Origin of the sequence: Rhizobium aureum (genome assembly GCF_030182495.1) — a bacterium.
GTDB classification, from domain to species: Bacteria; Pseudomonadota; Alphaproteobacteria; order Rhizobiales; family Rhizobiaceae; genus Rhizobium; species Rhizobium tropici_C.
This window is the reverse complement of the sequence record NZ_JAQJCI010000020.1, coordinates 13,284-36,632: the sequence shown is the minus strand read 5'-3', so window position 1 is coordinate 36,632 and position 23,349 is coordinate 13,284. Positions and strand designations below refer to the sequence as shown.

Here is a 23,349-nt window from a genome sequence, read left to right as displayed (position 1 = left end):
ATTGACATTGCAATCCATCGGATAAAACTTTCACCAACCGATGAATTGAAGGTGAGCCATGGATACTATCGAAAGAGGACTGGATCCGACGGATCTATCGATCATCGAAATCCTGCAGCAGGACGGGCGAATCTCGGTATCGGAGCTCGGCCGCCGTGTCGGCCTGTCGCAGCCGGCGGCATCGGAGCGGCTGAAGCGGCTGGAGGAGCGCGGCGTCATCGCTGGTTATCGAGCGGTCGTCGATCCCGCTGCCGTCGGGCTCGGCATGATGGCGGTCATCCGGCTGCGGACCACGCATGAGCATATCCGGCCCTATCTCAAGCAGTTTTCGGAAATGCCCGAGATTATCGAGGTGCTGAGGCTGACGGGCGAAGATTGCTTTTTGCTCAAGGTTCTCGTGCCGACACCGGCTGACCTTGAAACCATCGTCGATTCCATTGCCCGCCATGGCGCGGTGACGACATCGCTGGTGCTGCGAAACGAACCTGTAAAGGCGATTGGCCGCGATCTGATCCGCAAGGCGGCCGCCCGCTAGAGCTGTATGATTTTAGGTCGAGTCGACCTAGAATCTGAATCCGCCCTAGCATCAAAGAATAGAGCGTGATGTCGTCCGAAAACCGCCCACACTTTTCGGCATCACGCTCTGATGGGGGAGCGTGCCCGCCTCAGAACGGCAGCTTGAAACCGGGCGGGATCGGCAGGCCGGCAGTCAGCTCGCGCGTCTTTTCGGCGGCGATCGCCTCGGCCTTTTCCTGGGCATCCTTATTGGCGGCGACGATCAGGTCTTCGAGGATTTCGACATCGTCTTCCTTGAAGAGCGAGGGATCGATCTTGAGGCCGACCATCAGGCCCTTGCCGTTGACGGTGACGGTGACGAGGCCGCCGCCGGCCTTGCCTTCGACGCGAATGTCGGCGATCTCCGACTGCATCTTCTCCATCTTGGCCTGCATTTCCTTCACTTTGCCCATCATGCCCATGATGTCGCGCATCGTTATTGGTCCTTCTTCTAAATGCTTCTATTTCCCATCGGCTCAGATGGGCCGTCGGCCGCCACGAGCGTCGAGCCACGCGGTTCCGCTGCCCGCTATCCTACCCTTAGAATTCTATATCGTCGCCCGGCAGGATATCGCCATCGACGGATTCGGCGACCGCCGGCGGGGCGGCTGCTTCCTCTTCGTCGTCCGTCTCGGGTGCCCGCACGCGCACGTCGATGATCTTTGCGCCCGGAAATTGCGCCAGGATCGCCGCGACATCGGGGTCTTGCCGTGCATCGGCGACTCGCTGCTTCTGGGCGTTCGCTTCTGCCTCGACAAGTGTCGGCTGGCCCTCTTCGCGGCTCAGGCTGACGATCCAGTGGATGCCGGTCCATTCCTTCAGCTTGACGGCAAGCTCATTCAGCAGCGTGCCGGGAGCACCGGGGGCCAGGCTCACATCGAGCCTTCCCGGCTCCAGCTTGACCGGGCGCACGAAGGTGCGCACCAGCGCCTTCATCTTCGGATCCCGCTTCTGGCTCGCAAGTTCGGCGATATCAGCCATCGAATTGACCGGCACGAGCGACTTCGGCGCTTCGGCTGGTTTCGTCTCGATGCGGCCGACGGGCTGCGAATCCGGCTGTGTATTCGGCACGGCGCGCAACATGGCGACCGGGGCGGAAGGTGCAGGCCGTGGCGCCGGCGTTTCGACCGCGCGGGCCATGGCGCTGCCCTGATAGGACACTGCTCCGCCGCCATTGCCGCCGCTCGGAGACGGTGAGGGGCGGGAACCGCCATTGCCGTCGGAAAATTCGGCAAGCCTGCGTGCCGCATCTTCGGGTGCGGGAAGGTGGGCGGCATGCGCAAGACGGATCAGCACCATTTCGGCAGCGCCGGCGGTGCGCGAGGCATTCTCAGTCTCGGTAATGCCCTTGAGCAGCATCTGCCAGATGCGGGAAAGTGCCGTTACCGCGACCCCTTGCGCGAATTCCGCCGCTTTCGTGCGCTCGATTTCGCTGAGCGACGGATCGTCGGCGGCATCGGGCATATATTTGAGGCGGGTCACGAGATGGGTGAAATCGGCAAGGTCGGTCAGCACGACGACAGGGTTGGCGCCGGCCTCGTACTGGCCGTTGAATTCGGCCAGTGCCGCGGCGACGTCGCCTTTGACGATGTGGCCGAAGAGATCGACAATGCGGGCGCGGTCGGCAAGTCCAAGCATCGCGCGTACCGCATCGGCAGCAACATAGCCGCTGCCATGGGCGATCGCCTGGTCGAGCAGCGACAGGCCGTCGCGCGCCGAACCTTCGGCGGCGCGGGCGATCATGGCGAGCGCTTCCGGCTCGGCCTCGATGCCTTCCTTGCCGGTGATGGTGGTGAACAGGCCGACGAGATCGGAGGCGCTGATGCGGCGCAGGTCGAAGCGCTGGCAGCGCGACAGCACCGTGATCGGAACCTTGCGGATTTCGGTGGTGGCGAAAATGAACTTCACATGCTCGGGCGGCTCTTCCAGCGTCTTCAGCAGCCCGTTGAAGGCCGCCGTCGACAGCATGTGCACTTCGTCGATGATGTAGACCTTGTAGCGGGCCGAAACCGGCCGGTAGCGCACCTGCTCGATGATTTCCCGGATATCGTCGATACCGGTGTGGGAGGCGGCGTCCATCTCGATGACATCGACATGCCGGCCTTCCATGATCGCCTGACAATGCTCGCCGGGTTCGCGCAGGTCGATCGTGGGCCGATCGACGGCAGCGGTCTTGTAGTTGAGGGCGCGGGCCAGGATGCGGGCGGTGGTGGTCTTGCCGACACCGCGAACACCGGTCAGCATATAGGCCTGGGCGATGCGGCCGGTCTCGAACGCGTTGGTCAGCGTGCGAACCATCGGCTCCTGGCCGACCATCAGGTCCGTGAAGTCCTTGGGTCTGTATTTGCGGGCCAGCACCCGGTAACCGGTGCCGGTCGAGGCGGCATCTTTTGCTTGTCGCTCGCTGTCGCTCATCGCCCTGCTTTTTGCCCGGTGCCCTGCTTGTCGCCCGGAAAGCCGGGTCCTGCTTTCGGAAAGGGTGGGAGGCTGGCACGATGACCCGTGCCGGGCTCGTTAGGGCTGCTTCCTTCCGGACCTGACCCGGTTGGCGAGTGGCTCGTCCACCACCAACCTCCCGGATGCACATATCGGCAATATCGTCATCAAAAGCAAGCCAAGGTCAAAAAAAACTGCTAAACATTTGATAAAACAATGGAGGATGCCCCCTTGAAGGAGTTTACGCTCGACGACCGTCTGGCGAATGACAGCGTTTCCGTCGCCATCACCGGCCTGTGCGACGTGCGGCTGATGAAGGATAGCCGCTGGCCGTGGCTGGTGCTGATCCCCCGCAGGCCCGGCAAATCGGAGGTTTTCGAGCTGACCCCGCTCGACCGGATCCTGCTGACCTTCGAAACGGATAAGGTCGCAAGCGCCCTGAAGACGGTGACGGGGGCGACAAAAATCAATGTCGGGGCACTTGGAAATATCGTCCGTCAGCTTCATGTTCATGTGATTGCGCGGTTCGAAGGTGATGCCAACTGGCCAGGCCCCGTCTGGGGCTACGGCAAGGCCGAACCCTATTCGGACGAAGACATGAACAACCTCATAGCCAAGTTGCGGGAAACGCTTTCACAATGAGCCATTCCATCTTTTCCTCGGATGCGCCGCATCCCGAAGCCAGCAGTCTCACCGCCTTTGCGGAAAACCAGCTCAACCGGGATGCCGAGCATCGCGACGAGGAATCGATCAAGCAGGCCCTCGCCAAGGACGGCACGCATATCCTGGCATTCGCACAGGATCGGCTTGTCCTGAAGCATGACGGGCAGGTACTCGACCCGCTGTTTGCCCGCTACGAGCTGCAGGAACTCGATCCGAATTGGGAGGAAGCCGTGTTGCTCGGCTATCGCAAGACCGGCGAGCCCAGGCTTGCCGTGCCGGTGCGGGTCAATGCCGACGAGCTTGCCAGCCAGTATAAGCCCGCCGACATGCGCTCCCTCTGGCGCGACCTGCTGCTCGAAGGCGAAATCCTGGGCGAGGCCGCTCAGGGCATGAGCCTCCTCCGCTGGAATGGTGACAACCGCTTCTGCGGCCGCTGCGGCTCGGTCATGGACAGCCGGATCGGCGGCTACAAGCGGGTCTGCACGGCCTGCGAACATACGATCTTCCCGCGCACGGACCCTGTGGTCATCATGCTTTGCATCGACGAGGAGAGGAATCGCTGCCTGCTCGGCCGCAGCCATCATTTCGCGCCGGGCATGTATTCCTGTCTCGCCGGTTTCGTCGAACCGGGTGAAACCATCGAGAATGCGGTGCGTCGAGAGACGCATGAGGAATCCGGCATTCATATCGGCCGCGTGCGCTACCATGCTTCCCAGCCCTGGCCCATGCCGCATTCCCTTATGATTGGCTGCTATGCCGAGGCCAAGTCGACGGACATTCATATGGATGAGGCCGAGCTCGAGGATTGCCGCTGGTTTACCCCGGAGGAGACGCTCGCCATGCTCGACCGCGTCTCGGCTTCCGGCAACACATCTCCGCCCAAGGGCGCCATCGCCCATCGCTTGATGCGCGACTGGGTGGAATGGAAGCGCTAGGACTATCCTGCCATGGCCCGCTCCGAACGCTTGCTGACGCTGTTGCAGACGCTGCGGCGCTATCGTCGTCCGGTGAGCGGTGCCGTTCTGGCGGAGGAAACCGGCGTCAGCCTGCGCACGCTCTATCGCGATATCGCCAGTCTGCAGTCGCAAGGCGCTATGATCGAGGGCGAGCCCGGCATCGGTTATGTTCTGAAGCCCGGATTCATGCTGCCGCCGATGATGTTTTCGCAAGACGAGATCGAGGCGCTGGTGCTGGGGTCGAGATGGGTAGCGCGAGCAACCGATGCCCGCTTGGCGGCAGCCGGAACCGATGCTCTCGCCAAGATCGCTGCCGTTCTGCCTCCAGAGATGCGCGAGGCGATCGATCAGGCCGCCGTGGTCGTCGGCACGCGCCGCATCACGGAAGACAAGGCCGATCTCTCCCTGATGCGCAAGGCGATCCGCACCGAACGCATGGTGCAATTGACCTATGGCGATGTGAACGGCGCCATTTCCACCCGCCGTATCTGGCCCTTCGCGCTCGGCTATTTCGACAATTCCCGCATCATCATGGCATGGTGCGAGCTGCGCCAGGATTTCCGCCATTTCCGCGCCGACCGCATCGTCGATTTCGCGGTGCTCGAGGCGCGCTACCCGCGCCGTCGCGTCGCGCTTGCAAGAGAATGGCAAGCCAAAGAGGGCATTGCCCATAATTGACTGGCTGGCGCGATGCTACTGCCAGAAACTGTCAGCAGGGATAGTTATAATCGGCTCCATCCAGACAGGAAGGAGGACCGATCATGGCAAGCAGCGTTTTCATCACGATGAAAGGAATGCATCGCGGCGACGTCGAGGCGCACAGAGGCAAGCATCGGTCATGGCTGGATCGTCTTTCTGAGATCGCGCTTGGCTATTTCACCCGCCGGTGGAATCGCCTCGATATCGAAGAAGTACCGGATTCCGTGAAACGGGATCTGGGCTTCCTGGACGGCTGTGCTCCGTATCGAGAGGAAGATCGGATGCACTGAGGCCGGTCGCGGGAGCTCGTCGCGGCCTTCGCGATAACGACATACGCATAATCAAACATCCGAGCGCAAGGCGCTGATCTCAACAGTGCAATGCTCTTTGGAAGCGCATCTTCGCAAGCACCCAACCAGGCAATGACACGGTCATCTCCGGCGAACTTTGTTCCGTTCGCCGGCCCTATCCGCATGCCCTTAATTCCACCAAAACAAGAGGAATATCCAAATGACAAGCCCCAACCTCATCATCTTCTACGTCAAGGACCCCGGCGAAAGCACGCCGTTCTATCGCGATCTCTTCGGCCGTGAGCCGGCCTTCGCCTCGCCGAATTTCGTAGCCTTTGCACTCGACAACGGCCTCAGTCTCGGCCTCTGGCGCCGCAGCAGCGTTGAGCCGCAGCCTTCCGCCATCGGCAATCGCGGCGAACTGGGCTTCATGGTCGAAGGCGCCGGTGCCGTCGAGCAGCACTACAGGGATTGGAAGGCACGCGGCCTACCGATCGCGCAGGAACTGACGACGATGGATTTCGGCCCGACCTTCGTCGTTCTCGATCCCGACGGCCATCGCCTGCGCGTTTGTGAGCCGGATAAGTGAATTCATGCCCTGCCTGCCCCTCACCTTAGCCCTCTCTCCCCGCTTGCGGGGAGAAGATGGCCGCCCTTCGGCAAGCTCAGGAGGTCGGATGAGGGGCTTGAGATGATAGGCAAAGGCTATTTCATAACATCAGCTTGCGGAACCTCGCGTCCTCCGTTTGTGTTGACTTCCAGCATTTGCAAAGACACTGATCGATGCACCCAAAACCACGCGAGGAACAGTTGCTCCATCATATTTCATTCGGTGTATCCGATATCGAGAAAGCCGCCGCCTTCTATGACGCAGCATTTGCGCCGCTCGGTTATGTCAGGGTTTGGGAAGACTTGACCCCCGGCGATCCCGACCAGGCGATCGGATATGGCCCGCCGGGTGGCGGCGATAAGTTCGCCATCAAACTGCGCGGCAAAGAGGCTCATGCACCAGGCCCAGGCTTTCATCTCGCCTTTACTGCACAGGGCCGCGAGGCTGTCGTCCTGTTCCATCAGGGCGCATTGGCTCATGGCGGCAAGGATAATGGCGCACCTGGTGTTCGACCACATTACGGGCCGGCTTATTTCGCCGCCTTCGTCATCGATCCGGACGGGCATCGCATCGAGGTCGTGACCAACGCCGAAGGATAGCTAGCCGTGGAATTGTAGCGGTTTAACCACTCGCCCTCGGGGTTCAAGGCTTTGCTCTTCGAGCTCCGCACCTCACCACGAGGACTGATCTTTTGTGCCTCGCCACAGGGCGTTATCCGCCTCGTGGTGGGGAGCGGCGCCGTCAAGCGCGGCGAAAACGGTGCTGCCTCGAACCACGAGGTGGCCCGGGTTCGCGTCGAATGTTAGAGATCGCCCCGCGTCGGATGACCCTTGTAGACGCCCAGGATCCGGACCTTTTCGGAGAAGAAACGCAGTTCCTCCAGCGCGCGGCGCACATGCGGATCCGAAGGGTGGCCCTCGATGTCCGCATAGAACTGCGTTGCGACAAAACGGCCGCCGAGCTGATAGCTTTCCAGCTTCGTCATGTTGATGCCGTTGGTGGCGAAGCCGCCGAGCGCCTTGTAGAGGGCGGCTGGAATGTTGCGGACGTTGAAGACGAAAGTCGTGACGATCTTTTCGTCCGCCGAACTGCGTTCCGTCCAGTCCTCGTCGCGCGACAGGATGACGAAGCGCGTCATGTTGTTTTCGGTGTCTTCGACATTCTCGGCAATGATTTCCAGCCCATAGAGATCGGCCGCAAGCCGCGGCGCCAGCGCCGCCATGCTGCGGTCGCCGGTTTCCTTGATCAGCTTGGCAGCCCCCGCCGTATCGCCGGCAATGACAGGCTTCCAGCCGTTGGCGCGGACGATGTTGCGGCATTGGCCGAGCGCATGGATATGGCTATGCACCGTGCGGATTTCTTCCTTCTTTACGCCTGGCAGCACCATCAGCTGGAAGCGGATCGGCATGAAATATTCGCCGACGATATGCAGGCGCGATTCCGGCAGCAGATGATGGATGTCGGCGACGCGGCCGGCGATCGTGTTTTCGATCGGGATCATGCCGAGATCGGCATCGCCGTTCTCGATGGCGGTAAGGGCATCCTCGAAGGTTTGGCAGGGCAGCGGCTCCATGGTCGGGAACATGTCGCGGCTGGCCATATCGGAATTGGCGCCGTACTCGCCCTGGAAGGAGATCTTGTTGGTCTTGGTAATCATGGGACTGCCCTTGGGGGAATGCCGTCAGAGAGAAGCGGCGGAGAGGATGCGTCTGGCCTTTTCGAGGTCGGCGGGAGTATCGACACCGAGCGGGACCGTGTCAACGATCTCGACATCGATGCGCATGCCGGCCTCCAGCGCCCTCAGCTGCTCCAGTGATTCGCGCAATTCCAGCGTCGATGGGCCGAGGCTCACGAATTTCGCGAGTGCAGCGCGGCGGTAAGCGTAGAGGCCGATATGGTGATAGAGCGGTCCCTTGCCGTAGGGGGCGGTCGTGCGGGTAAAATAGAGCGCGCGCAGGCGGCTCTCCGAGATCGGCGAGCCGATGACCTTGACGACGCTCGGCGCAGTCTTTTCTTCTTCGTCTTTGATCTCGACGGTCAGCGTCGCGATGTCGACGGCCGGATCTTCCAGCGGGCGCAGCGAGGCGCGGATGGTTGCTGGATCGATGGTCGGCAGGTCGCCTTGCACATTGACGACAATCTCCGCGCGACCTTCAGGATCGACCGCCTGCAGCGCCTCGTAAATGCGGTCCGAGCCGGATTGATGGTCGGTGCGCGTCATGACGACCTCGAAGCCGGCATTGGCGACGGCGGCATAGGTATCCTCATGGTCGACGGCGACGACGATGCGACCGATCGCCGCCTCGCGCGCGCGCTTGGCAACCTGTACGATCATGGGCAGACCGCAAATGTCAGCCAGCGGCTTGCCCGGCAGGCGCGTGGAGGCCATGCGGGCGGGAATGAGGACCAGCGTCTTGTCTAAATTCGGATCAGTCATTGTTGGGCCTTCTATTCCCGAGGGAAAAGTGTCAAAACGTCTCACGGTGGAGACCGTTTACAGAGTTGCAAGAAACAGCCAAAAGACATAGGTTTCGCGCGAATTCAAGATGGGCCGGCGGAGGATGCCGGCGGCGAGGGGAGCATAGCAGATGAATTCATCCTACGTGAACATGGGTGTCGGGGCGCTTCTGGCCACGCTGTTCGTGTTGAAGTCCGTGTCGCTCGCGTCAGGATTTATTTTCCATTCAGAGACACCGGAAAAACCCGGTTTCGCGATTGTTGCGACCGAGGAGCCGGCTGCAGGCGGTGACAAGGGTGCGGCCGCCAAGGCGGAAACGCCGATCGCCCAGCTGCTGCAGAAGGCTGACGCCAAAGCCGGCGAAGCCATCTTCAAGAAGTGTCAGGCCTGTCATTCCGGAGAGAAGGGAGGACCGAACAAGGTCGGCCCCGATCTCTGGGGCATTGTCGACCGTCCGGTCGCCGAACACGAGGGCTTTGCCTATTCCGCCGGCATGAAGGAATTTTCCAAGGGCGGTTCGGAAAAGTGGACCTATGATCATCTCTATCACTTCCTCGCAGCTCCGAAGAAGTTCGTCGCCGGTACGGCGATGGGCTTTGCCGGTCTGCCGAAGGAAGAGGACCGCGCCAACGTGATCGCCTATCTGCGTACGCTGGCCGATACGCAGGTGCCGTTGCCGGATCCGAACGCACCGGCCGCTACGAACTGAGATAATCTGAATGATGGATTGAAACCCGGCTGCCAGGAGCCGGGTTTTTCATGCTGCTGTTCAGACCGAATGGCGGCGTGATTTCGTTCTCTGATCGAGGTCGAAGACCTTGAGACCATCCACGGCGCTCGGAGGCGTGCGCCAGTCTTCCGCGGCCAGCGCCTTGCGGGCATCGCGCAAGCCGGCCTCCCAATGCTCGTGCATCGATAGCGCCGAAAACTCGTAGTCCTTCGAATGCGAGCGGAACTGCTTGTTGCGATAGATCATGTGAATAATGGTGACGCCATAGTCGGAGCAATGCTGCTCCAGCTTACTGATTTCCGGATCGGCTTTGGCCTCTTCTGGAAGGCGCGCATAAAGCTCGGATATTGCTCGCCGCAGGCGATGGCGTTCGAGAAAGAGATCGGTGTTGAGCCGGGTGCGGCTCGAATAGGTGATGTCCTTGCGCCGCTCTTCCACCTCTTCCAGGTCCTGCGGCAGCGGGCCGATGGCGCTGAAGAGATCGACCTGGAAGACGACCGTATCGATTGCGGCGCCGTTGCGTAGCACATAGGTCAGAGGCGTGTTCGAGACGAGACCGCCATCCCAATAATATTCACCGCCGATCTTGATCGCTGGAAAGCCGGGCGGCAGCGCGCCGCTCGCCATGACGTGCTCGGGCGCGATCTTGATGTCCCGGTTGTCGAAGAATGCGAAATTGCCGGTGCGCACATTGACCGCGCCGAGGCTGAGGCGCACCGGACCATGGTTGATCCGGTCGAAATCGACATGATCGAGCAGCGTCTGGCGCAATTGTTCGGTATCGTAGACACTGGTGGCACCCGCCGAGCCGCGCGCTTGAAACCAGGCCGGGAGCTGCCAGGGCGAGAAGAAGCCAGGCACGCCGAAGGTCGATACCCACCAGCTGCTGACGGTGCGATAGAAAGGGTTCGTTTCTCGCTGCCGCTCCATCAGGAGGTCGACCGGAAGCTGAATGGTGACCTTGTTCCAGAAGGAGCGCAGCTTCTCGAGCCGCTCGCCCGGCACGTTACCGGCCATGATGGAGGCGTTGATGGCGCCGATCGAGATGCCGGCGATCCAGTCTGGTTCGATATTCTGTTCTCTGAGCGCCTGAAAGGCGCCGGCCTGGTAGGAGCCGAGCGCGCCGCCGCCCTGCAGCACGAAAACCTTCTGTGAATAGGCGGCCGCTGGATTGGTAACTGGAGCTGCAATATTCATGTGCCATCCTTTGCTGCGCTCCGGGTGGGAAGGCCGGGATGCGCAAATATATGACCATTTTCCTGCCTGCTTCTCCGAATGTGGAGATATGCCATTGCAAGTCGGCGGATCCGGACCGGCGCTAGGCGAGCAGATAGGCCCAGAGCGACACCGAGAATGCCCCGAGCGCCGTCGTCAAGGTAATCGTCGAGGCAGCGAGACTGTGACCGACGCCGAAGCGATTGGCAATCAGCCATGCGTTCACACCTGTGGGAACGGCGGCGGTGAGCACGAGTGCCGCCCGCCATTCCGGGCTGAGGCCGAGCAGAAGACCCGCCGCCAGTACGCAGGCCGGCAGCAGAAGCAGCTTGAAGCCGGCAATCACGCTGGTGATGCCGAGATTGCCCGACAATCCGTATTGGCGCAGCGCCATGCCGAGCGAGATCAGCGCCGCCGGGCCGGCGATGTTGGCGATGCTGTCGACCACGGTGCCGAGCGTCGCGGGGATGGGAACGCCTGTGAGGTGAACGACAAGGCCGCAAAAGAGCCCGATGACAAGCGGATTGCGCACCAGGTTCCTGCCGACCTGCCGCAGCAATTCGCTGGTGCTGCGGCCGGCGCCGGCATTCTCCTTGCGCTCGGCCTGCTCCATCAGCAGCGTGCCGGCGATCATCATGGTCGGCAGGTGCACGGCAATCAGAATCGACATCGCCATGACGCCGTCCGGCCCGACGGTGCGTCCCACCAGCGGCAGGCCGATGAAGATCGTATTGGCGAAGGCGGATGAGACGCCGGCCAGCACGCCGATCCGTGCGTCCCGCCCGAACATCCGCGTCGCAACGATGTGGCCGGCAGCCCAGGTGACGGCGACACCGGAGAAATAGGCGAGCCATAGCCGAAAGGGCGAAGCACCGCGAAAATTCGCCTCGGCAATGGTCTGGAACAGCAGGAGCGGCACGGCGACCTTGAAGACGAACTCGCTCATTGCTTCGCCGACATCGGCTTTCAGCAGGCCGGTGCGCACGATGACCCAGCCGACGAGAATGAGCAGAAAGACGGGGAGGACGTCGATGAGAATTTCGGACATGCCGGGCGGGGGCCGTGAAAATCGGGGCTTAGGAAGAGCGATCAAGGAGTTGTAGCAGCTTGCTCAAAGCATGTCGCGCAAAAGTGCGGAGCGGTTTTGCGAAGACGACATGCACAAAATCAAAAGCTTAAAATACCAGGAACGGATCTGACGGATCGCGGCGCCTTGTAGGTGTGAGGACCTGTAAAAACAAAAAAGCGGGCAATGCCCGCTTGTGTATCCGGCCTCGCCGGAAAGTCCCCCCGGTGCACATGCCGCCAGTTCATCCGTGGTCGGCCCGCGTACCGGTGAGGCGGAAGGCATCATTCCTTCCCAGACTGGCTCGGAAGTCTTTCGAGCTTCCCATCCCAGCCGCTTGATAAGCATTTAAAGATAGAAAGTGACAGGCAAATGACTGATTGAGCTCAAGTTGGCCGTGCCGGCGCTGATTTTTCTTCCAAACTTCGGAAAAACCGATAATACCGGATACCGGCTATCACCAACACCGGGATCCTCCAATAGATGACTCGCTTCGATGTACTGACCGTTGGCAATGCCATCGTCGACATTATCGCCCGTTGCGACGATCAGTTCCTGATCGACAACAACATCACCAAAGCCGCGATGAACCTCATCGACGCCGAGCGCGCCGAACTGCTTTATTCGCGCATGGGACCGGCTCTCGAAGCCTCGGGCGGCAGTGCCGGCAACACGGCGGCAGGTGTCGCGAGTTTCGGCGGCAAGGCGGCTTATTTCGGCAAGGTCGCCGAAGACCAGCTCGGCCAGATCTTCGCGCATGACATCCGCGCCCAGGGCGTACACTACGAAACCAAGGCGCAGGGCACCTTCCCGCCGACCGCTCGTTCGATGATCTTTGTCACGGAAGATGGCGAGCGCTCCATGAACACCTATCTTGGCGCCTGCGTCGAACTCGGTCCGGAAGATGTCGAGGCGGACGTCGTAGCCGATGCCAAGGTAACCTATTTCGAAGGCTATCTCTGGGATCCGCCGCGCGCCAAGGAAGCTATCCGCGAATGCGCCCGCATCGCCCACGACAATGGCCGTGAAATGTCGATGACGCTGTCCGACAGCTTCTGCGTCGGCCGCTACCGCGACGAATTTCTCGATCTCATGCGCTCCGGCACCGTCGATATCGTCTTCGCCAATCGCGACGAAGCCCTCTCGCTCTACGAGACCGATGACTTCGAGAAGGCGCTGAAGCTCATTGCGGCCGATTGCAAGATCGCCGCCGTGACGACGGGCAAGGACGGCGCCGTCATCGTGCGCGGCAGCGAACGCTATGTCGTCGATGCCCACCCCATTGAGGAGCGTGTCGACACGACCGGCGCCGGCGATCTTTTCGCCGCCGGTTTCCTGTTCGGCTATACGCAGGGCCGTAGCCTGGAAGATTGCGCCAAGCTCGGCAATCTCGCGGCGGCCATCGTCATCGAGCAGATCGGCCCCCGGCCGATGCGGTCGCTCTCGGAGGCCGCGAAGGAATTCCAGCTGCTCTGACCGTCTTCAGATTCGCCATCAACAGCTCATGGAAGCCGCCTCCAGCAGTTCGCTGGGCGGCTTTTACTATAAATTCGCCGGGCAAGGCTCATTGCCCGAAGAGCCTCGCGGTTCCCGCCTCATACAGGATGAGGATGCCGAGCGCGATCAGCACGAATGGCACGACCCTGTGTCCGTGTCGCCTGATCGGTGCTCCGAACTTCGGATGATTGACGAGGGAATGGGCCGCGCCCAGCCACGCCGCCGTCAGCACAGCAAAAATGCAGCCTATGATCAGGGTCTCATAAGCCGAGCGGGTGGCGAAAAGCGGCGTGTAGATGCTGATATTGTCGCCGCCATTGGCGATCGTCACAAGGGCGACGGCCGCTATGTTGCCGTGCCCAGCCGAGGCCTTCCGGTGATCTTCCGCATCATCCCCTGTCTCGATACCATTCCAGATCTCCCACAACCGCTTCAGGCCGAAATAGATCGGAGCAAGGCCGAGCAGGCCGATATAGGCGGCGGGAATGACGAGGACGAGCAGCGAGGCGACGGCACTGAAGCCATAGAGCGCGCCGATGCCGAGATATTGGCCGATGACAATCTGGTTCAAGCGGAATTTAGGATCGGCAAAGAAACCGAGAAGAACGAAGATGTCGTCTATATTAGTCGAAACGAACGTGGCGATAGCAACGCCGAAGACGCCAAGCACATAACCCAAGATCGCCGCTCTCCCTTTGCGATACCGGATATATCACCGCGCCGGAAAATCGCGCGGCTATATTCACCGAGGAACGATGCGGGCTTGGTTACTTGAAGGCTTCGCCGGGGTAAGCGCCCCAGATCTCGGATTGCGCCACCCAGCCCTCGGTGCCGTCGGCGCTGACGAGGCACCAGTCGCCGGTGCATTCCTTGACGGTCATCATCACGCCGGGCTGAAGCTTGGCGATGACGGCGGCGGACGGTTGGGACTCACGGCGCATATTGACGAAGACGGCCTTGCCCTTGCCCTTCATCCAGGGCGCGGCAATCGCCGAACGCTGGCCCGACAGCAGCGACTGGTTGACCCAGCCTTCCGTGCCGTCGGCATCGCGCACGCGCCGCCAATTATCATATTCCTGGATAATTTCGACCGGAAGTCCCTGTTTGAGGTAGAGCCACGACACCGCATAATCGGCGCTCGGACCGATGCGCAGATTGACCCGCTTCGACTTCAGCGTGACGAAGCGCGGCAGCGGCAAGCCGCTCGGCCCCTTGGCCGCCTGGGCGGCGGCAAGATCCGCTGAGGCAGCGGCCATCATCAGGCCGATTGCGAAAATGGCGCAGGACTTCAATACTTTGCCACGCATGGGATTTCCGTTCGTTCGTCATAACAAAGGCGCCGTTCCGGCAACCTTTCGCTCCGGTGAGCGGCAAATCTCCGGATCGCGTCAGCGAGTTTTGTTTGTCTTCGCCTGCGGGTCTGGTAGAAATGCCCGGAACGGGAAAATTATCCTGCTTCTTGGTTAAGAACATCTGAACAAGGCATCGCCGCTCGCCATGACGACGAAGAAAAAACCGAAGATCTACGTCACGCGCAAACTGCCGGATGCGGTGGAGACGCGGATGCGCGAACTCTTCGATGCCGAACTCAATATCGACGATCGCCCGCGCAGCAAGGCCGAGCTGATCCAGGCTGTCCGCTCCGTCGATGTGCTGGTGCCGACGGTCACCGACCGCATCGATGCCGAGGTGATCGAAGAGGCCGGCCCGCAGATGAAGCTCATTGCCAGCTTCTCCAACGGCACGGATCATATCGATGTCGAAGCCGCCGCGCGCCGCGGCATCACCGTGACAAATACGCCCAATGTGCTGACGGAAGATACCGCAGATATGACCATGGCGCTCATCCTTGCCGTGCCGCGGCGTCTGGCGGAAGGTGCGCGCGTGTTGACCGACAAACCCGGCGAATGGGCTGGATGGTCGCCTACCTGGATGCTCGGCCGCCGCATTCACGGCAAGCGCATCGGCATCGTCGGCATGGGGCGGATCGGCACGGCCGTCGCCCGCCGCGCCAAGGCTTTTGGCCTGTCGATCCACTATCACAATCGCAAGCGCGTCAATCCGGCAACTGAGGACGAGCTGGAGGCGACCTATTGGGACAGCCTCGACCAGATGCTCGCCCGCGTCGATATCGTTTCGGTCAATTGCCCGTCGACGCCGGCCACCTATCACCTGATCTCGGCCCGCCGCCTGGCGCTGCTGCAGCCGACGAGCTACATCGTCAACACGGCGCGCGGCGACGTTATCGACGAGACGGCGCTGATCAAGATCCTGCGCGAGGGCAAGATCGCCGGTGCCGGTCTCGACGTCTTCGAGAATGAACCTGCCGTCAATCCGAAGCTGGTGAAGCTCGCCAACGAGGGCAAGGTGGTCATCCTGCCGCATATGAGTTCGGCGACGCTCGAGGGCCGCATCGACATGGGCGACAAGGTGATCATCAATATCCGCACCTTCATCGATGGCCATCGTCCGCCCAATCGCGTGCTGCCGTTTCGATGACCGAAGCGTTCTGATTCTCCGGCCGAAATGGGGCTGAATACCCAGCTGCAAATTTGATCTCACTTCCCTCTCGCCGGTCATGTGCATGTCATAAAGCCGGCCCAGAGGTGACCACGAATACAAATCAGGAAAAGGCGGAAACGATGGCGCGGGCGCTGCCGCATGAGCGGATTCAATATGTAGTCGAGGGCGGTTTCAAGCTGTCGGGCGAGATCGAGCCGAGCGGCAACAAGAACGCCGCATTGCCGATCATCGCCGCGTCGCTTTTGACCGACCAGCGTGTCGAGCTCAGCAACGTGCCGCGCATCCGCGATGTCGAAGCGCTGGTGGAGCTGATCCAGTCGGTCGGCGCAAACGTGCGTTGGCTCGGCCGCAACGAGCTCGAAATCGAAGCGCGGGAGCTTCGCCCCGCCAATCTCGATCCCGATCTTTGTGCCCGCATACGCGCCTCCATCCTGCTTGCCGGCCCGATGCTGGCGCGCTGTGGCGAGATCACGCTGCCGCCACCCGGCGGCGACGTCATCGGCCGCCGGCGCGTCGACACGCATTTCCTGGCACTGGAACAGCTCGGCGCCAGGATCGCGGTCAACAGCGTCTACAGCTTTCGCACGGAGGGCTTACGCGGCGCCGATGTCTTTCTCGACGAGCCCTCGGTGACGGCGACGGAAAATGCACTTTGCGCCGCCGTTTTCGCCGAGGGGACGACGATCCTGCGCAATTGCGCCTCCGAGCCGCATGTGCAGGATCTCGCGCGGTTCCTGATTGCCATGGGCGCCCGAATTGAGGGGGTCGGCACCAATATGATGACCATCCACGGCGGTCAGCGGCTCGGCGGCGCGGTGCATCGCATCGGCCCCGACCACAACGAGGTGGGCTCGCTGATCGGCCTTGCCGCCGTCACCGGCTCGGAAATCGCCATCCGCCGCGCAGGCGTCGAGCATCTGCGCTCCACGCTGATGACCTTCGAGCGCCTGGGTATCCGTTGCCAGATCGACGGCGATGATCTCATCATCCGTTCCGGCCAGGAGATGAAGATCCAGCCCGATTTCGGCGGCCATATTCCGAAGATCGAAGACCAGCCCTGGCCGGCCTTTCCGGCCGACACCATGTCGATCGCCATCGTCACCGCCTCGCAATGCGATGGCGTCGTGCTGATGTTCGAGAAAATGTTCGAAAGCCGCATGTTCTTCGTCGACAAGCTGATCGCCATGGGCGCCCGTATCGTGTTGTGCGACCCGCATCGTGCCATCGTTGCCGGCCCCTCCAAGCTGCGCGCTGCCCAGCTCGAAAGCCCTGATATTCGCGCCGGCATGGCCATGTTGATCGCGGCCATGTGCGCCGAGGGCACGAGCGTCATCAACAATGCCCAGCAGATCGAGCGCGGCTATGAGCGCATCGAGGAGCGGCTGAATGCCCTGGGTGCCCGCATCACCCGCATCCCGCCCCGCGAAGCGTGACGGCTCCATCCACCGGCTGAGGATGCGCTAGGCAATCGTCTTGCTCATCTCGATCGATGTTGTGCGATCGAAGCTAGGGTGGCGATTTTCGGCTGTCCTCTGAAAGCCCCATGCGGCGAAGGTAGCATGGTTGTCGACCAGCTCAATCCGCGTTTCTAGCCGCAACGCCTTGAGGCCGAGCTCTCGCGCCGTTGTCTCGGCCAGGCCCAGCAGTCGCTTGCCGATACCTTTACCCTGTGCCGTCGGAAGCACGGCGAGCTTGCCGACATAAAGGCTTTCCGCCTCCGGCCGGCAGAAAATGCAGCCGACCAACTGCTCGCCATCGAGTGCCGCATAAGCGATCTCGCTAAGTGCCTTCGCTTTCAGCGTTTCGGATGTCAGCGCGAGTGCGGAGGAGGGCGGATCGATGCGTCCGTTCATATAGGCGAAGGACGCCAGGATCAGATCCAGCAACGCATCCCAGCGATCGAAGCCGTCATCGAGGCGACGAAGCGTCATATCGCTCATTCGGCAGCAACCCGGGCACGTTTGCGGCGATAGCGCACGGTTTCGAAGCGCGAGGAAAGCCCGTCATAGAGCAGCAGGCGGCCGATCAACGGTTCGCCGATGCCCGTGATGAGCTTGATCGCCTCCATCGCCATCAGCGTGCCGATGACACCCGTCAGTGCGCCGATGATGCCAGCTTCCGCGCAACTCGGAATGAGACCTTCCGGCGGGGGTGCGGGAAACAGATCGCGATAGCGCGGATTGAGGTTGCCATCCGCGTCGATTTCGTAAGGCTTCAGCGTCGTCACCGACCCATCGAATCGGCCGACTGCACCGGTCACCAGCGGCAGGCGCGCTGCTTCGGTCGCATCGGCAGCCGCATAGCGCGTATCGAAATTGTCGGAGCCGTCAATGACGAGATCGAAGCCCGCAAGATGCCGGGTGGCGCTGTCGGCACTGAACCGCTCCTCGAAGCGGATGGTGCGCACATGCGGGTTCAGCCGCGCGATGGCGTCTGCCGCACTCTGCGTTTTCATCTCGCCGATCGTGCCCGTGTCGTGAATCACCTGTCGCTGCAGGTTGGACAGCGAAACGCGGTCGTTATCGGCGATACCGAGTGTCCCGACACCGGCAGCAGCGAGATATTGCAGCACCGGCGCACCAAGACCGCCGGCACCGATGACAAGCACGCGGGCCGCCTTCAATTTTTGCTGGCCGGCGCCGCCGACCTCCGGCAGGAGGATATGGCGGTGATAGCGGGCGATTTCGTCTGAGGTCAAAGGATCCATGTATAGGAGTTTAGCACAATCGCGAAGAAGGAGGCGCTAGGATTCCGTAATGCCGCCATGCGCCACGGTAAAGAATTGCGCTCGCTCGCCGAGAGCCGAGAACATGGATTTGTCGGTGCCGGTCATGAAGGCCTGGCCGCGGAGCCCGTCGATGAGATCGAAGAGGGCTGCACGCCGTCCTTCGTCGAGATGCGCCGCGATCTCGTCGAGCAGCAGGATCGGCGCATAGCCCGTCAGATTGCCGACAAGGCGCGCATGGGCAAGGATGAGGCCGACGAGCAAGGCTTTTTGCTCGCCCGTCGAGCAGCGCTCCGCCTCCATGTCTTTCTCGCAATGCCGTACCAGAAGGTCGGCCCGATGCGGCCCGTCCAGCGTGCGGCCGGCGGCTGCATCGCGGTAACGCCCCTCACGCAGCATATCGGCATAGGCGTCCTCCAGATCGACGGCCGGCCGGTCGAACTGTCCGTCCAGGAAGCCGGAAAGCTCCAGCGCTGCCGAGGGGAACGGCGTCGTCTCGCGCGTTTCGGCGATCAGCCGCGAGAGAAGACCCAGCATTTCTTGCCGCGCGATCGCCATGGCAATGCCGAGGCTTGCCATCTGCTCCTCAATGCCGGCGAGCCAGGATGGATCGAATCGGTTTTCGGACAGCAGCTTGTTGCGGCTGCGCATGGCGCGCTCGAAATCGCTGGCGCGGCGGCCATGGGCGGGATCGAGCGACAGCACCAGCCGGTCGAGGAAGCGGCGGCGCTCCGAGGAGCCGCCGGTAAACAGGCCGTCCATGGCCGGCGTCAACCAGAGAACGCGCAAATGGTCTGTCAGCTCGTCGACGGTCTTGGCCGGCGTGCCGTTGATTCGGAGCCGACGGGCGGTCGATTCGTCCATCGTGTCGATGCCGGTACCGATTTCGACGCTGCCGTCCATGCCTTCGAGCTCCGCGAAGATGGAAAAGCCACCCGGCGCATTGACTCGAGTGACATCGGCATAGGCAGCGCGGCGCAGGCCGCGGCCGGGCGACAGCAGCGAGACCGCCTCCATGAGATTGGTCTTACCCGCGCCATTGTCGCCGGTCAGCACCACATGCCGCCCGTCAAGCGTCAGCGCCGCTGCCGCATAATTGCGGAAGTCGGTGAGCTTCAGGCGCGAAATGGAAACCTTGTTCGGCATGGGTCTTTCGGATTCCGGGTCGATGGGCGAGGCGTATGCCGAACCCCGCAGGAGTGCAAGGAATATTGATGGCGATGGGATGGCACCGTCCATGGCCACCCTCGTCCTTCGACGGGGTCAGGATGAGGGTGGAGCGGATCTAGCACCCGGCCGCAAAGGAGCAATCCGGTGGATGTCCGAAGGAGCCCTCAAACTGGAAGGAGGAATATCGCGACTGGGCGCAAAAGATCAGCCTCATGGTGAGGCGGGAACGAAACGACCCTCGAACCACGAGGACGGGTGATTCGCGCGCCCAAATAAAAAATCCGGCCGAATCATCGGCCGGATTCATGTGAAACATCTTGGTTCGCGAATCAGTCGCTGAACGTATCGAAGAAGTCCTTCATGCGGGCGAAGAAGCCCGTCGATTCGGGATTGTTGTCCTTCGAGGAGATCTGCTCGAACTCCTGCAGCAGCTCGCGCTGGCGCTTTGTCAGCTTCTGCGGCGTCTCGATCTGGATCTGGATATAGAGATCGCCGACCTGGCTGGAGCGCAGCACCGGCATCCCCTTGCCCTTCAGGCGGAACTGCTTGCCGACCTGCGTGCCTTCGGGAACGGTGACGCGCGATTTCGTGCCGTCGAGGGTCGCGACATCGAAAGTGCCGCCGAGCGCCGCCGTCGTCATCGAGATCGGCACGGCGCAGTAGAGATCGGCGCCGTCCCGCTGGAAGAATTCATGCGGCTTGACGGAGAGGAAGATGTAGAGATCGCCCGCCGGTCCGCCGCGCAGGCCAGCTTCACCTTCGCCCTGCAGGCGGATGCGCGTGCCGTCTTCGATGCCGGAGGGAATATTGACCGAGAGCGAACGCTCCTCGGTCACGCGGCCCTGGCCATGACACTTGGTGCAGGGATCGGGAATGATCTGGCCGCGGCCGTGGCAAGTCGGGCAGGTGCGCTCGACGGAAAAGAAGCCCTGGGCAGCGCGTACACGCCCGGAGCCCTGGCAGGTGCCGCAGGTCTTCGGCTGTGTGCCGGGCTTGGCGCCCGAGCCGGAACAGACATCGCAAGTGATCGAGGTCGGAACCCGGATCTGTGCGGTCTTGCCGGTAAAGGCCTCCTCGAGAGAGATTTCCATATTGTATCGAAGATCGGCGCCACGTTCGCGGCCGCCGGAGGAACGTCCGCGCGAGCGGCCGCCACCCATCATCTCGCCGAAAATATCCTCGAAAATATCGGAGAAGCCACCGCCGCCGAAACCGGCCCCGAAGCCGCCACCGCCGCCCATGCCACCATGTTCGAAGGCTGCATGGCCATAGCGGTCATAGGCTGCGCGCTTCTGCGGATCCTTGAGCGTTTCGTAGGCTTCGTTGATTTCCTTGAACTTCCGCTCGGCATTGCTGTCGTCCGGGTTCTTGTCCGGATGATATTGCATTGCCAGCTTCCGAAAGGCGCTCTTCAGCTCTTTCTCGTCCGCTGTTTTTGAGACGCCCAATGTCTCGTAAAAATCCGCTTTTGCCATTAAGGATTAGACCCCGGAAATGGATTTCCGGCTGCCGAAGGCAGCCGGATTCAAGTCTCCTCAAGAACCTTTCGGTTCGCGCTTATGCAGACCGCTTGCGGTCGTCTTCGTCCTTGATTTCCTCGTAGTCGGCGTCAACGACATCGTCCTTGCCGGCTGCGGAGGCATCGGCCGAAGGAGCTTCCGCCTGCTGGGCCTCATAGATTGCCTGGCCGAGCTTCATGGAAACTTCCATGAGCGTCTGGGTCTTGGCCTTGATGTCTTCGGCGTCCGGCTCGGAAGCTTCGGTTGCCGTCTTGAGCGCAGCGATCGCGTCGGAGATCGCGGTGCGATCGGCTTCCGTGACCTTGTCGCCGTAATCCTTCAGCGACTTCTCGCTAGAGTGGATCAGGCTTTCAGCCTGGTTCTTGGCTTCGACGCCTTCGCGGCGCTTCTTGTCTTCGGCAGCATGCGCTTCCGCATCCTTGACCATCTTCTCGATGTCGGCGTCGGAAAGGCCGCCGGAAGCCTGGATGCGGATTTGCTGTTCCTTGCCGGTACCCTTGTCCTTGGCCGAAACCTGGACGATGCCGTTGGCGTCGATATCGAAGGTGACTTCGATCTGCGGTACGCCGCGCGGTGCAGGCGGCAGGCCGACGAGGTCGAACTGGCCGAGCAGCTTGTTGTCTGCAGCCATTTCGCGCTCGCCCTGCGAAACGCGGATGGTCACGGCCGACTGGTTGTCGTCGGCGGTCGAGAAGGTCTGCGACTTCTTCGTCGGGATCGTCGTGTTGCGTTCGATCAGACGGGTGAAGACGCCGCCCAGCGTTTCGATGCCGAGAGACAGCGGGGTCACATCGAGGAGCAGAACGTCCTTGACGTCGCCCTGCAGAACGCCGGCCTGGATGGCGGCGCCGAGTGCGACGACTTCATCCGGGTTGACGCCCTTATGCGGCTCCTTACCGAACAGCTGCTTGACGACTTCCTGTACCTTCGGCATGCGGCTCATGCCGCCGACGAGAACGACTTCATCGATTTCAGCAGCGGTGACGCCGGCATCCTTGAGCGCTGCCTTGCACGGAGCGATGGTGCGCTGAACGAGATCGTCGACCAGGCTTTCCAGCTTGGCGCGGGTCAGCTTCAGCGTCAGGTGCTTCGGGCCGGTGGCGTCTGCCGTGATGAAGGGCAGGTTGATTTCGGTCTGCTGCGAAGACGACAGCTCGATCTTGGCCTTTTCGGCAGCTTCCTTAAGGCGCTGCAGGGCAAGCTTGTCACCCTTGAGGTCGATGCCGTTGTCCTTCTTGAACTCGGCAACGAGGTATTCGACGAGACGCATGTCGAAGTCTTCACCGCCGAGGAAGGTGTCGCCGTTGGTCGACTTCACTTCGAAGACGCCGTCGCCGATTTCCAGGATGGAGATATCGAAGGTGCCGCCGCCAAGGTCGTATACGGCGATGGTCTTGCCGTCCTTCTTGTCGAGGCCATAGGCGAGCGCGGCAGCGGTCGGCTCGTTGATGATGCGCAGGACTTCGAGACCGGCGATCTTGCCGGCGTCCTTGGTTGCCTGGCGCTGAGCGTCGTTAAAGTATGCGGGAACGGTGATAACGGCCTTATCGACCTTTTCGCCGAGGTAGGATTCGGCGGTTTCCTTCATCTTCTGAAGGATCATTGCGGAAATCTGTGCGGGCGAATAGCCCTTGCCGTTGGCTTCGACCCAGGCGTCGCCATTGTCGCCCCGAACGATGTTGAAGGGAACAAGGTGCTTGTCCTTCTCGACGGTCGGATCTTCATAGCGGCGGCCGATGAGGCGCTTGACAGCGAAGAGGGTATTCGTGGGGTTGGTGACAGCCTGGCGCTTGGCCGGCTGGCCGACGAGACGTTCACCATCGTCGGTGAAGGCAACCATGGAGGGGGTGGTCCGGGCGCCTTCGGCATTTTCGATCACTTTCGCGTCCTTACCGTCCATGACGGCGACGCAGGAATTTGTCGTTCCAAGGTCGATACCAATTACTTTTGCCATGTCATTCTCTCCTTGAAGCAAGCTGTCGGAACCCCTGCCAGGCATTCCATTGACAGCCCCTTACGGGATGGTCTTGAGGATTGCGCAGCCATGACTGCGGTGATGCCGCGTATATAAGTAGCGGTTTTACTGACTGCAAGGCAGGAAATTGCCCGAAATCCAGCAAAACAAATGGTTTGTCGCGCAAATTCCACCTGACCCCATGTGCGCCGAGGACACGTGGATTTGACGCGACCGCGCATCAGAGCAGCCTTGCCGCGGCCATGCAAGCGTCTACTGAGT

At 61.5% G+C, this 23,349-nt stretch carries 24 protein-coding genes and 1 other RNA gene; 11 read left to right on the top strand and 14 right to left on the bottom strand.

The genetic code is table 11. The annotated features are described in order from the left end of the window. The first annotated feature begins 58 nt into the window (after nt 1-58). A complete protein-coding gene (locus PH552_RS28810; protein WP_183765379.1) occupies nt 59-535 on the top strand; it encodes an Lrp/AsnC family transcriptional regulator in 477 nt (158 codons plus the stop codon). Between the two features lie 130 nt (nt 536-665). Here PH552_RS28810 and PH552_RS28805 read toward each other — a convergent pair whose 3' ends face one another. The 3 genes from PH552_RS28805 to ffs form a co-directional block, all read right to left on the bottom strand. After that, entirely contained in the window at nt 666-989 is a 324-nt protein-coding gene (locus PH552_RS28805) for a YbaB/EbfC family nucleoid-associated protein (protein WP_037155519.1), read from the bottom strand. 106 nt (nt 990-1,095) lie between these two features. Continuing rightward, nucleotides 1,096-2,970: a DNA polymerase III subunit gamma/tau gene (locus PH552_RS28800; RefSeq protein ID WP_285166467.1), complete on the bottom strand. Its 1,875-nt coding sequence runs from the start codon at nt 2,968-2,970 to the stop codon at nt 1,096-1,098. A gap of 64 nt (nt 2,971-3,034) precedes the next feature. Next, an RNA gene (ffs, locus tag PH552_RS28795) (signal recognition particle sRNA small type) lies at nt 3,035-3,131 on the bottom strand. Between the two features lie 91 nt (nt 3,132-3,222). Here ffs and PH552_RS28790 point away from each other — a divergent pair. The 6 genes from PH552_RS28790 (at nt 3,223) to PH552_RS28765 (ending at nt 6,808) form a co-directional block, all read left to right on the top strand. After that, nucleotides 3,223-3,633 carry an HIT family protein gene (locus PH552_RS28790; protein WP_113250105.1) on the top strand — a complete coding sequence of 137 codons (411 nt, stop codon included), beginning with the start codon at nt 3,223-3,225 and terminating at the stop codon, nt 3,631-3,633. Next, on the top strand, nt 3,630-4,589 hold the full coding sequence (gene nudC, locus PH552_RS28785) for an NAD(+) diphosphatase (protein ID WP_112340087.1): 960 nt from the start codon (nt 3,630-3,632) through the stop codon (nt 4,587-4,589). Before PH552_RS28790 ends, nudC begins: the two co-directional genes overlap by 4 nt. Nucleotides 4,590-4,601: 12 nt before the next feature. Further along, the gene (locus tag PH552_RS28780) at nt 4,602-5,288 is read left to right on the top strand and encodes a helix-turn-helix transcriptional regulator (RefSeq protein ID WP_112340088.1); all 687 of its coding nucleotides are present in this window, start codon (nt 4,602-4,604) and stop codon (nt 5,286-5,288) included. 83 nt (nt 5,289-5,371) lie between these two features. Then, the gene (locus PH552_RS28775) at nt 5,372-5,599 is read left to right on the top strand and encodes a hypothetical protein (RefSeq protein ID WP_285166466.1); all 228 of its coding nucleotides are present in this window, start codon (nt 5,372-5,374) and stop codon (nt 5,597-5,599) included. Nucleotides 5,600-5,819: 220 nt separating this feature from the next. Beyond that, on the top strand, nt 5,820-6,188 hold the full coding sequence (locus PH552_RS28770; protein ID WP_183765383.1) for a VOC family protein: 369 nt from the start codon (nt 5,820-5,822) through the stop codon (nt 6,186-6,188). A 221-nt stretch (nt 6,189-6,409) separates the two neighbouring features. Next, nucleotides 6,410-6,808, top strand: coding sequence for a VOC family protein (locus PH552_RS28765; RefSeq protein WP_183765410.1), 399 nt, complete (start codon nt 6,410-6,412; stop codon nt 6,806-6,808). Nucleotides 6,809-7,011: 203 nt separating this feature from the next. Here the strand turns inward: PH552_RS28765 and PH552_RS28760 are convergent, their stop codons facing one another. Together PH552_RS28760 and PH552_RS28755 are read right to left on the bottom strand one after the other, a co-directional pair. Beyond that, complete coding sequence (locus tag PH552_RS28760) at nt 7,012-7,866, bottom strand: prephenate dehydratase (protein ID WP_112340092.1); 855 nt, start codon at nt 7,864-7,866, stop codon at nt 7,012-7,014. 24 nt (nt 7,867-7,890) lie between these two features. Continuing rightward, nucleotides 7,891-8,646: a 3-deoxy-manno-octulosonate cytidylyltransferase gene (locus PH552_RS28755; protein WP_113250094.1), complete on the bottom strand. Its 756-nt coding sequence runs from the start codon at nt 8,644-8,646 to the stop codon at nt 7,891-7,893. Between the two features lie 151 nt (nt 8,647-8,797). Here PH552_RS28755 and PH552_RS28750 point away from each other — a divergent pair, with 151 nt between their 5' ends. Then, nucleotides 8,798-9,376, top strand: coding sequence for a c-type cytochrome (locus PH552_RS28750; protein WP_112340094.1), 579 nt, complete (start codon nt 8,798-8,800; stop codon nt 9,374-9,376). Nucleotides 9,377-9,436: 60 nt separating this feature from the next. Here the strand turns inward: PH552_RS28750 and PH552_RS28745 are convergent, their stop codons facing one another. Further along, nucleotides 9,437-10,594 carry a patatin-like phospholipase family protein gene (locus PH552_RS28745; protein WP_285166465.1) on the bottom strand — a complete coding sequence of 386 codons (1,158 nt, stop codon included), beginning with the start codon at nt 10,592-10,594 and terminating at the stop codon, nt 9,437-9,439. A gap of 121 nt (nt 10,595-10,715) precedes the next feature. Further along, nucleotides 10,716-11,660 carry an AEC family transporter gene (locus PH552_RS28740; protein WP_183765388.1) on the bottom strand — a complete coding sequence of 315 codons (945 nt, stop codon included), beginning with the start codon at nt 11,658-11,660 and terminating at the stop codon, nt 10,716-10,718. 501 nt (nt 11,661-12,161) lie between these two features. Between PH552_RS28740 and PH552_RS28735 the strand changes: the two genes are divergently transcribed. Further along, nucleotides 12,162-13,154: an adenosine kinase gene (locus tag PH552_RS28735; protein WP_285166463.1), complete on the top strand. Its 993-nt coding sequence runs from the start codon at nt 12,162-12,164 to the stop codon at nt 13,152-13,154. 88 nt (nt 13,155-13,242) lie between these two features. On the opposite strand, the gene PH552_RS28730 is transcribed toward PH552_RS28735, so the two are convergent. Both PH552_RS28730 and PH552_RS28725 read right to left on the bottom strand, forming a co-directional pair. After that, complete coding sequence (locus PH552_RS28730; protein ID WP_285166490.1) at nt 13,243-13,845, bottom strand: cadmium resistance transporter; 603 nt, start codon at nt 13,843-13,845, stop codon at nt 13,243-13,245. Between the two features lie 97 nt (nt 13,846-13,942). Next, on the bottom strand, nt 13,943-14,482 hold the full coding sequence (locus PH552_RS28725) for an SH3 domain-containing protein (RefSeq protein WP_113250090.1): 540 nt from the start codon (nt 14,480-14,482) through the stop codon (nt 13,943-13,945). Nucleotides 14,483-14,672: 190 nt separating this feature from the next. Between PH552_RS28725 and PH552_RS28720 the strand changes: the two genes are divergently transcribed. Together PH552_RS28720 and murA are read left to right on the top strand one after the other, a co-directional pair. Further along, nucleotides 14,673-15,674: a 2-hydroxyacid dehydrogenase gene (locus PH552_RS28720; RefSeq protein ID WP_285166462.1), complete on the top strand. Its 1,002-nt coding sequence runs from the start codon at nt 14,673-14,675 to the stop codon at nt 15,672-15,674. A gap of 143 nt (nt 15,675-15,817) precedes the next feature. Then, on the top strand, nt 15,818-17,131 hold the full coding sequence (murA, locus tag PH552_RS28715) for a UDP-N-acetylglucosamine 1-carboxyvinyltransferase (protein ID WP_113250089.1): 1,314 nt from the start codon (nt 15,818-15,820) through the stop codon (nt 17,129-17,131). Between the two features lie 27 nt (nt 17,132-17,158). Here the strand turns inward: murA and PH552_RS28710 are convergent, their stop codons facing one another. The 5 genes from PH552_RS28710 to dnaK all read right to left on the bottom strand — a co-directional run bounded on the left by PH552_RS28710 (nt 17,159) and on the right by dnaK (nt 23,067). Continuing rightward, nucleotides 17,159-17,629: a GNAT family N-acetyltransferase gene (locus tag PH552_RS28710; protein ID WP_285166489.1), complete on the bottom strand. Its 471-nt coding sequence runs from the start codon at nt 17,627-17,629 to the stop codon at nt 17,159-17,161. A gap of 5 nt (nt 17,630-17,634) precedes the next feature. After that, the gene (locus PH552_RS28705; protein WP_285166461.1) at nt 17,635-18,405 is read right to left on the bottom strand and encodes a molybdopterin-synthase adenylyltransferase MoeB; all 771 of its coding nucleotides are present in this window, start codon (nt 18,403-18,405) and stop codon (nt 17,635-17,637) included. Between the two features lie 36 nt (nt 18,406-18,441). Further along, complete coding sequence (gene recF / locus PH552_RS28700) at nt 18,442-19,569, bottom strand: DNA replication/repair protein RecF (protein ID WP_285166460.1); 1,128 nt, start codon at nt 19,567-19,569, stop codon at nt 18,442-18,444. A gap of 353 nt (nt 19,570-19,922) precedes the next feature. Further along, complete coding sequence (dnaJ, locus tag PH552_RS28695) at nt 19,923-21,068, bottom strand: molecular chaperone DnaJ (RefSeq protein ID WP_112340105.1); 1,146 nt, start codon at nt 21,066-21,068, stop codon at nt 19,923-19,925. A gap of 82 nt (nt 21,069-21,150) precedes the next feature. Further along, on the bottom strand, nt 21,151-23,067 hold the full coding sequence (gene dnaK / locus PH552_RS28690) for a molecular chaperone DnaK (protein WP_112340106.1): 1,917 nt from the start codon (nt 23,065-23,067) through the stop codon (nt 21,151-21,153). Nucleotides 23,068-23,349: the final 282 nt, after the last annotated feature.

What these genes read in the sequence shown, in the direction of transcription:
- PH552_RS28810 (WP_183765379.1), top strand. Translation starts at nt 59, where the DNA reads ATGGATACTATCGAAAGAGGACTGGATCCGACGGATCTATCGATCATC.
- PH552_RS28805 (WP_037155519.1), bottom strand. Translation starts at nt 989, where the DNA reads ATGCGCGACATCATGGGCATGATGGGCAAAGTGAAGGAAATGCAGGCC.
- PH552_RS28800 (WP_285166467.1), bottom strand. Translation starts at nt 2,970, where the DNA reads ATGAGCGACAGCGAGCGACAAGCAAAAGATGCCGCCTCGACCGGCACC.
- nudC (WP_112340087.1), top strand. Translation starts at nt 3,630, where the DNA reads ATGAGCCATTCCATCTTTTCCTCGGATGCGCCGCATCCCGAAGCCAGC.
- PH552_RS28780 (WP_112340088.1), top strand. Translation starts at nt 4,602, where the DNA reads ATGGCCCGCTCCGAACGCTTGCTGACGCTGTTGCAGACGCTGCGGCGC.
- PH552_RS28775 (WP_285166466.1), top strand. Translation starts at nt 5,372, where the DNA reads ATGGCAAGCAGCGTTTTCATCACGATGAAAGGAATGCATCGCGGCGAC.
- PH552_RS28770 (WP_183765383.1), top strand. Translation starts at nt 5,820, where the DNA reads ATGACAAGCCCCAACCTCATCATCTTCTACGTCAAGGACCCCGGCGAA.
- PH552_RS28760 (WP_112340092.1), bottom strand. Translation starts at nt 7,866, where the DNA reads ATGATTACCAAGACCAACAAGATCTCCTTCCAGGGCGAGTACGGCGCC.
- PH552_RS28755 (WP_113250094.1), bottom strand. Translation starts at nt 8,646, where the DNA reads ATGACTGATCCGAATTTAGACAAGACGCTGGTCCTCATTCCCGCCCGC.
- PH552_RS28750 (WP_112340094.1), top strand. Translation starts at nt 8,798, where the DNA reads ATGAATTCATCCTACGTGAACATGGGTGTCGGGGCGCTTCTGGCCACG.
- PH552_RS28745 (WP_285166465.1), bottom strand. Translation starts at nt 10,594, where the DNA reads ATGAATATTGCAGCTCCAGTTACCAATCCAGCGGCCGCCTATTCACAG.
- PH552_RS28740 (WP_183765388.1), bottom strand. Translation starts at nt 11,660, where the DNA reads ATGTCCGAAATTCTCATCGACGTCCTCCCCGTCTTTCTGCTCATTCTC.
- PH552_RS28735 (WP_285166463.1), top strand. Translation starts at nt 12,162, where the DNA reads ATGACTCGCTTCGATGTACTGACCGTTGGCAATGCCATCGTCGACATT.
- PH552_RS28725 (WP_113250090.1), bottom strand. Translation starts at nt 14,482, where the DNA reads ATGCGTGGCAAAGTATTGAAGTCCTGCGCCATTTTCGCAATCGGCCTG.
- PH552_RS28720 (WP_285166462.1), top strand. Translation starts at nt 14,673, where the DNA reads ATGACGACGAAGAAAAAACCGAAGATCTACGTCACGCGCAAACTGCCG.
- murA (WP_113250089.1), top strand. Translation starts at nt 15,818, where the DNA reads ATGGCGCGGGCGCTGCCGCATGAGCGGATTCAATATGTAGTCGAGGGC.
- PH552_RS28710 (WP_285166489.1), bottom strand. Translation starts at nt 17,629, where the DNA reads ATGACGCTTCGTCGCCTCGATGACGGCTTCGATCGCTGGGATGCGTTG.
- PH552_RS28705 (WP_285166461.1), bottom strand. Translation starts at nt 18,405, where the DNA reads ATGGATCCTTTGACCTCAGACGAAATCGCCCGCTATCACCGCCATATC.
- recF (WP_285166460.1), bottom strand. Translation starts at nt 19,569, where the DNA reads ATGCCGAACAAGGTTTCCATTTCGCGCCTGAAGCTCACCGACTTCCGC.
- dnaJ (WP_112340105.1), bottom strand. Translation starts at nt 21,068, where the DNA reads ATGGCAAAAGCGGATTTTTACGAGACATTGGGCGTCTCAAAAACAGCG.
- dnaK (WP_112340106.1), bottom strand. Translation starts at nt 23,067, where the DNA reads ATGGCAAAAGTAATTGGTATCGACCTTGGAACGACAAATTCCTGCGTC.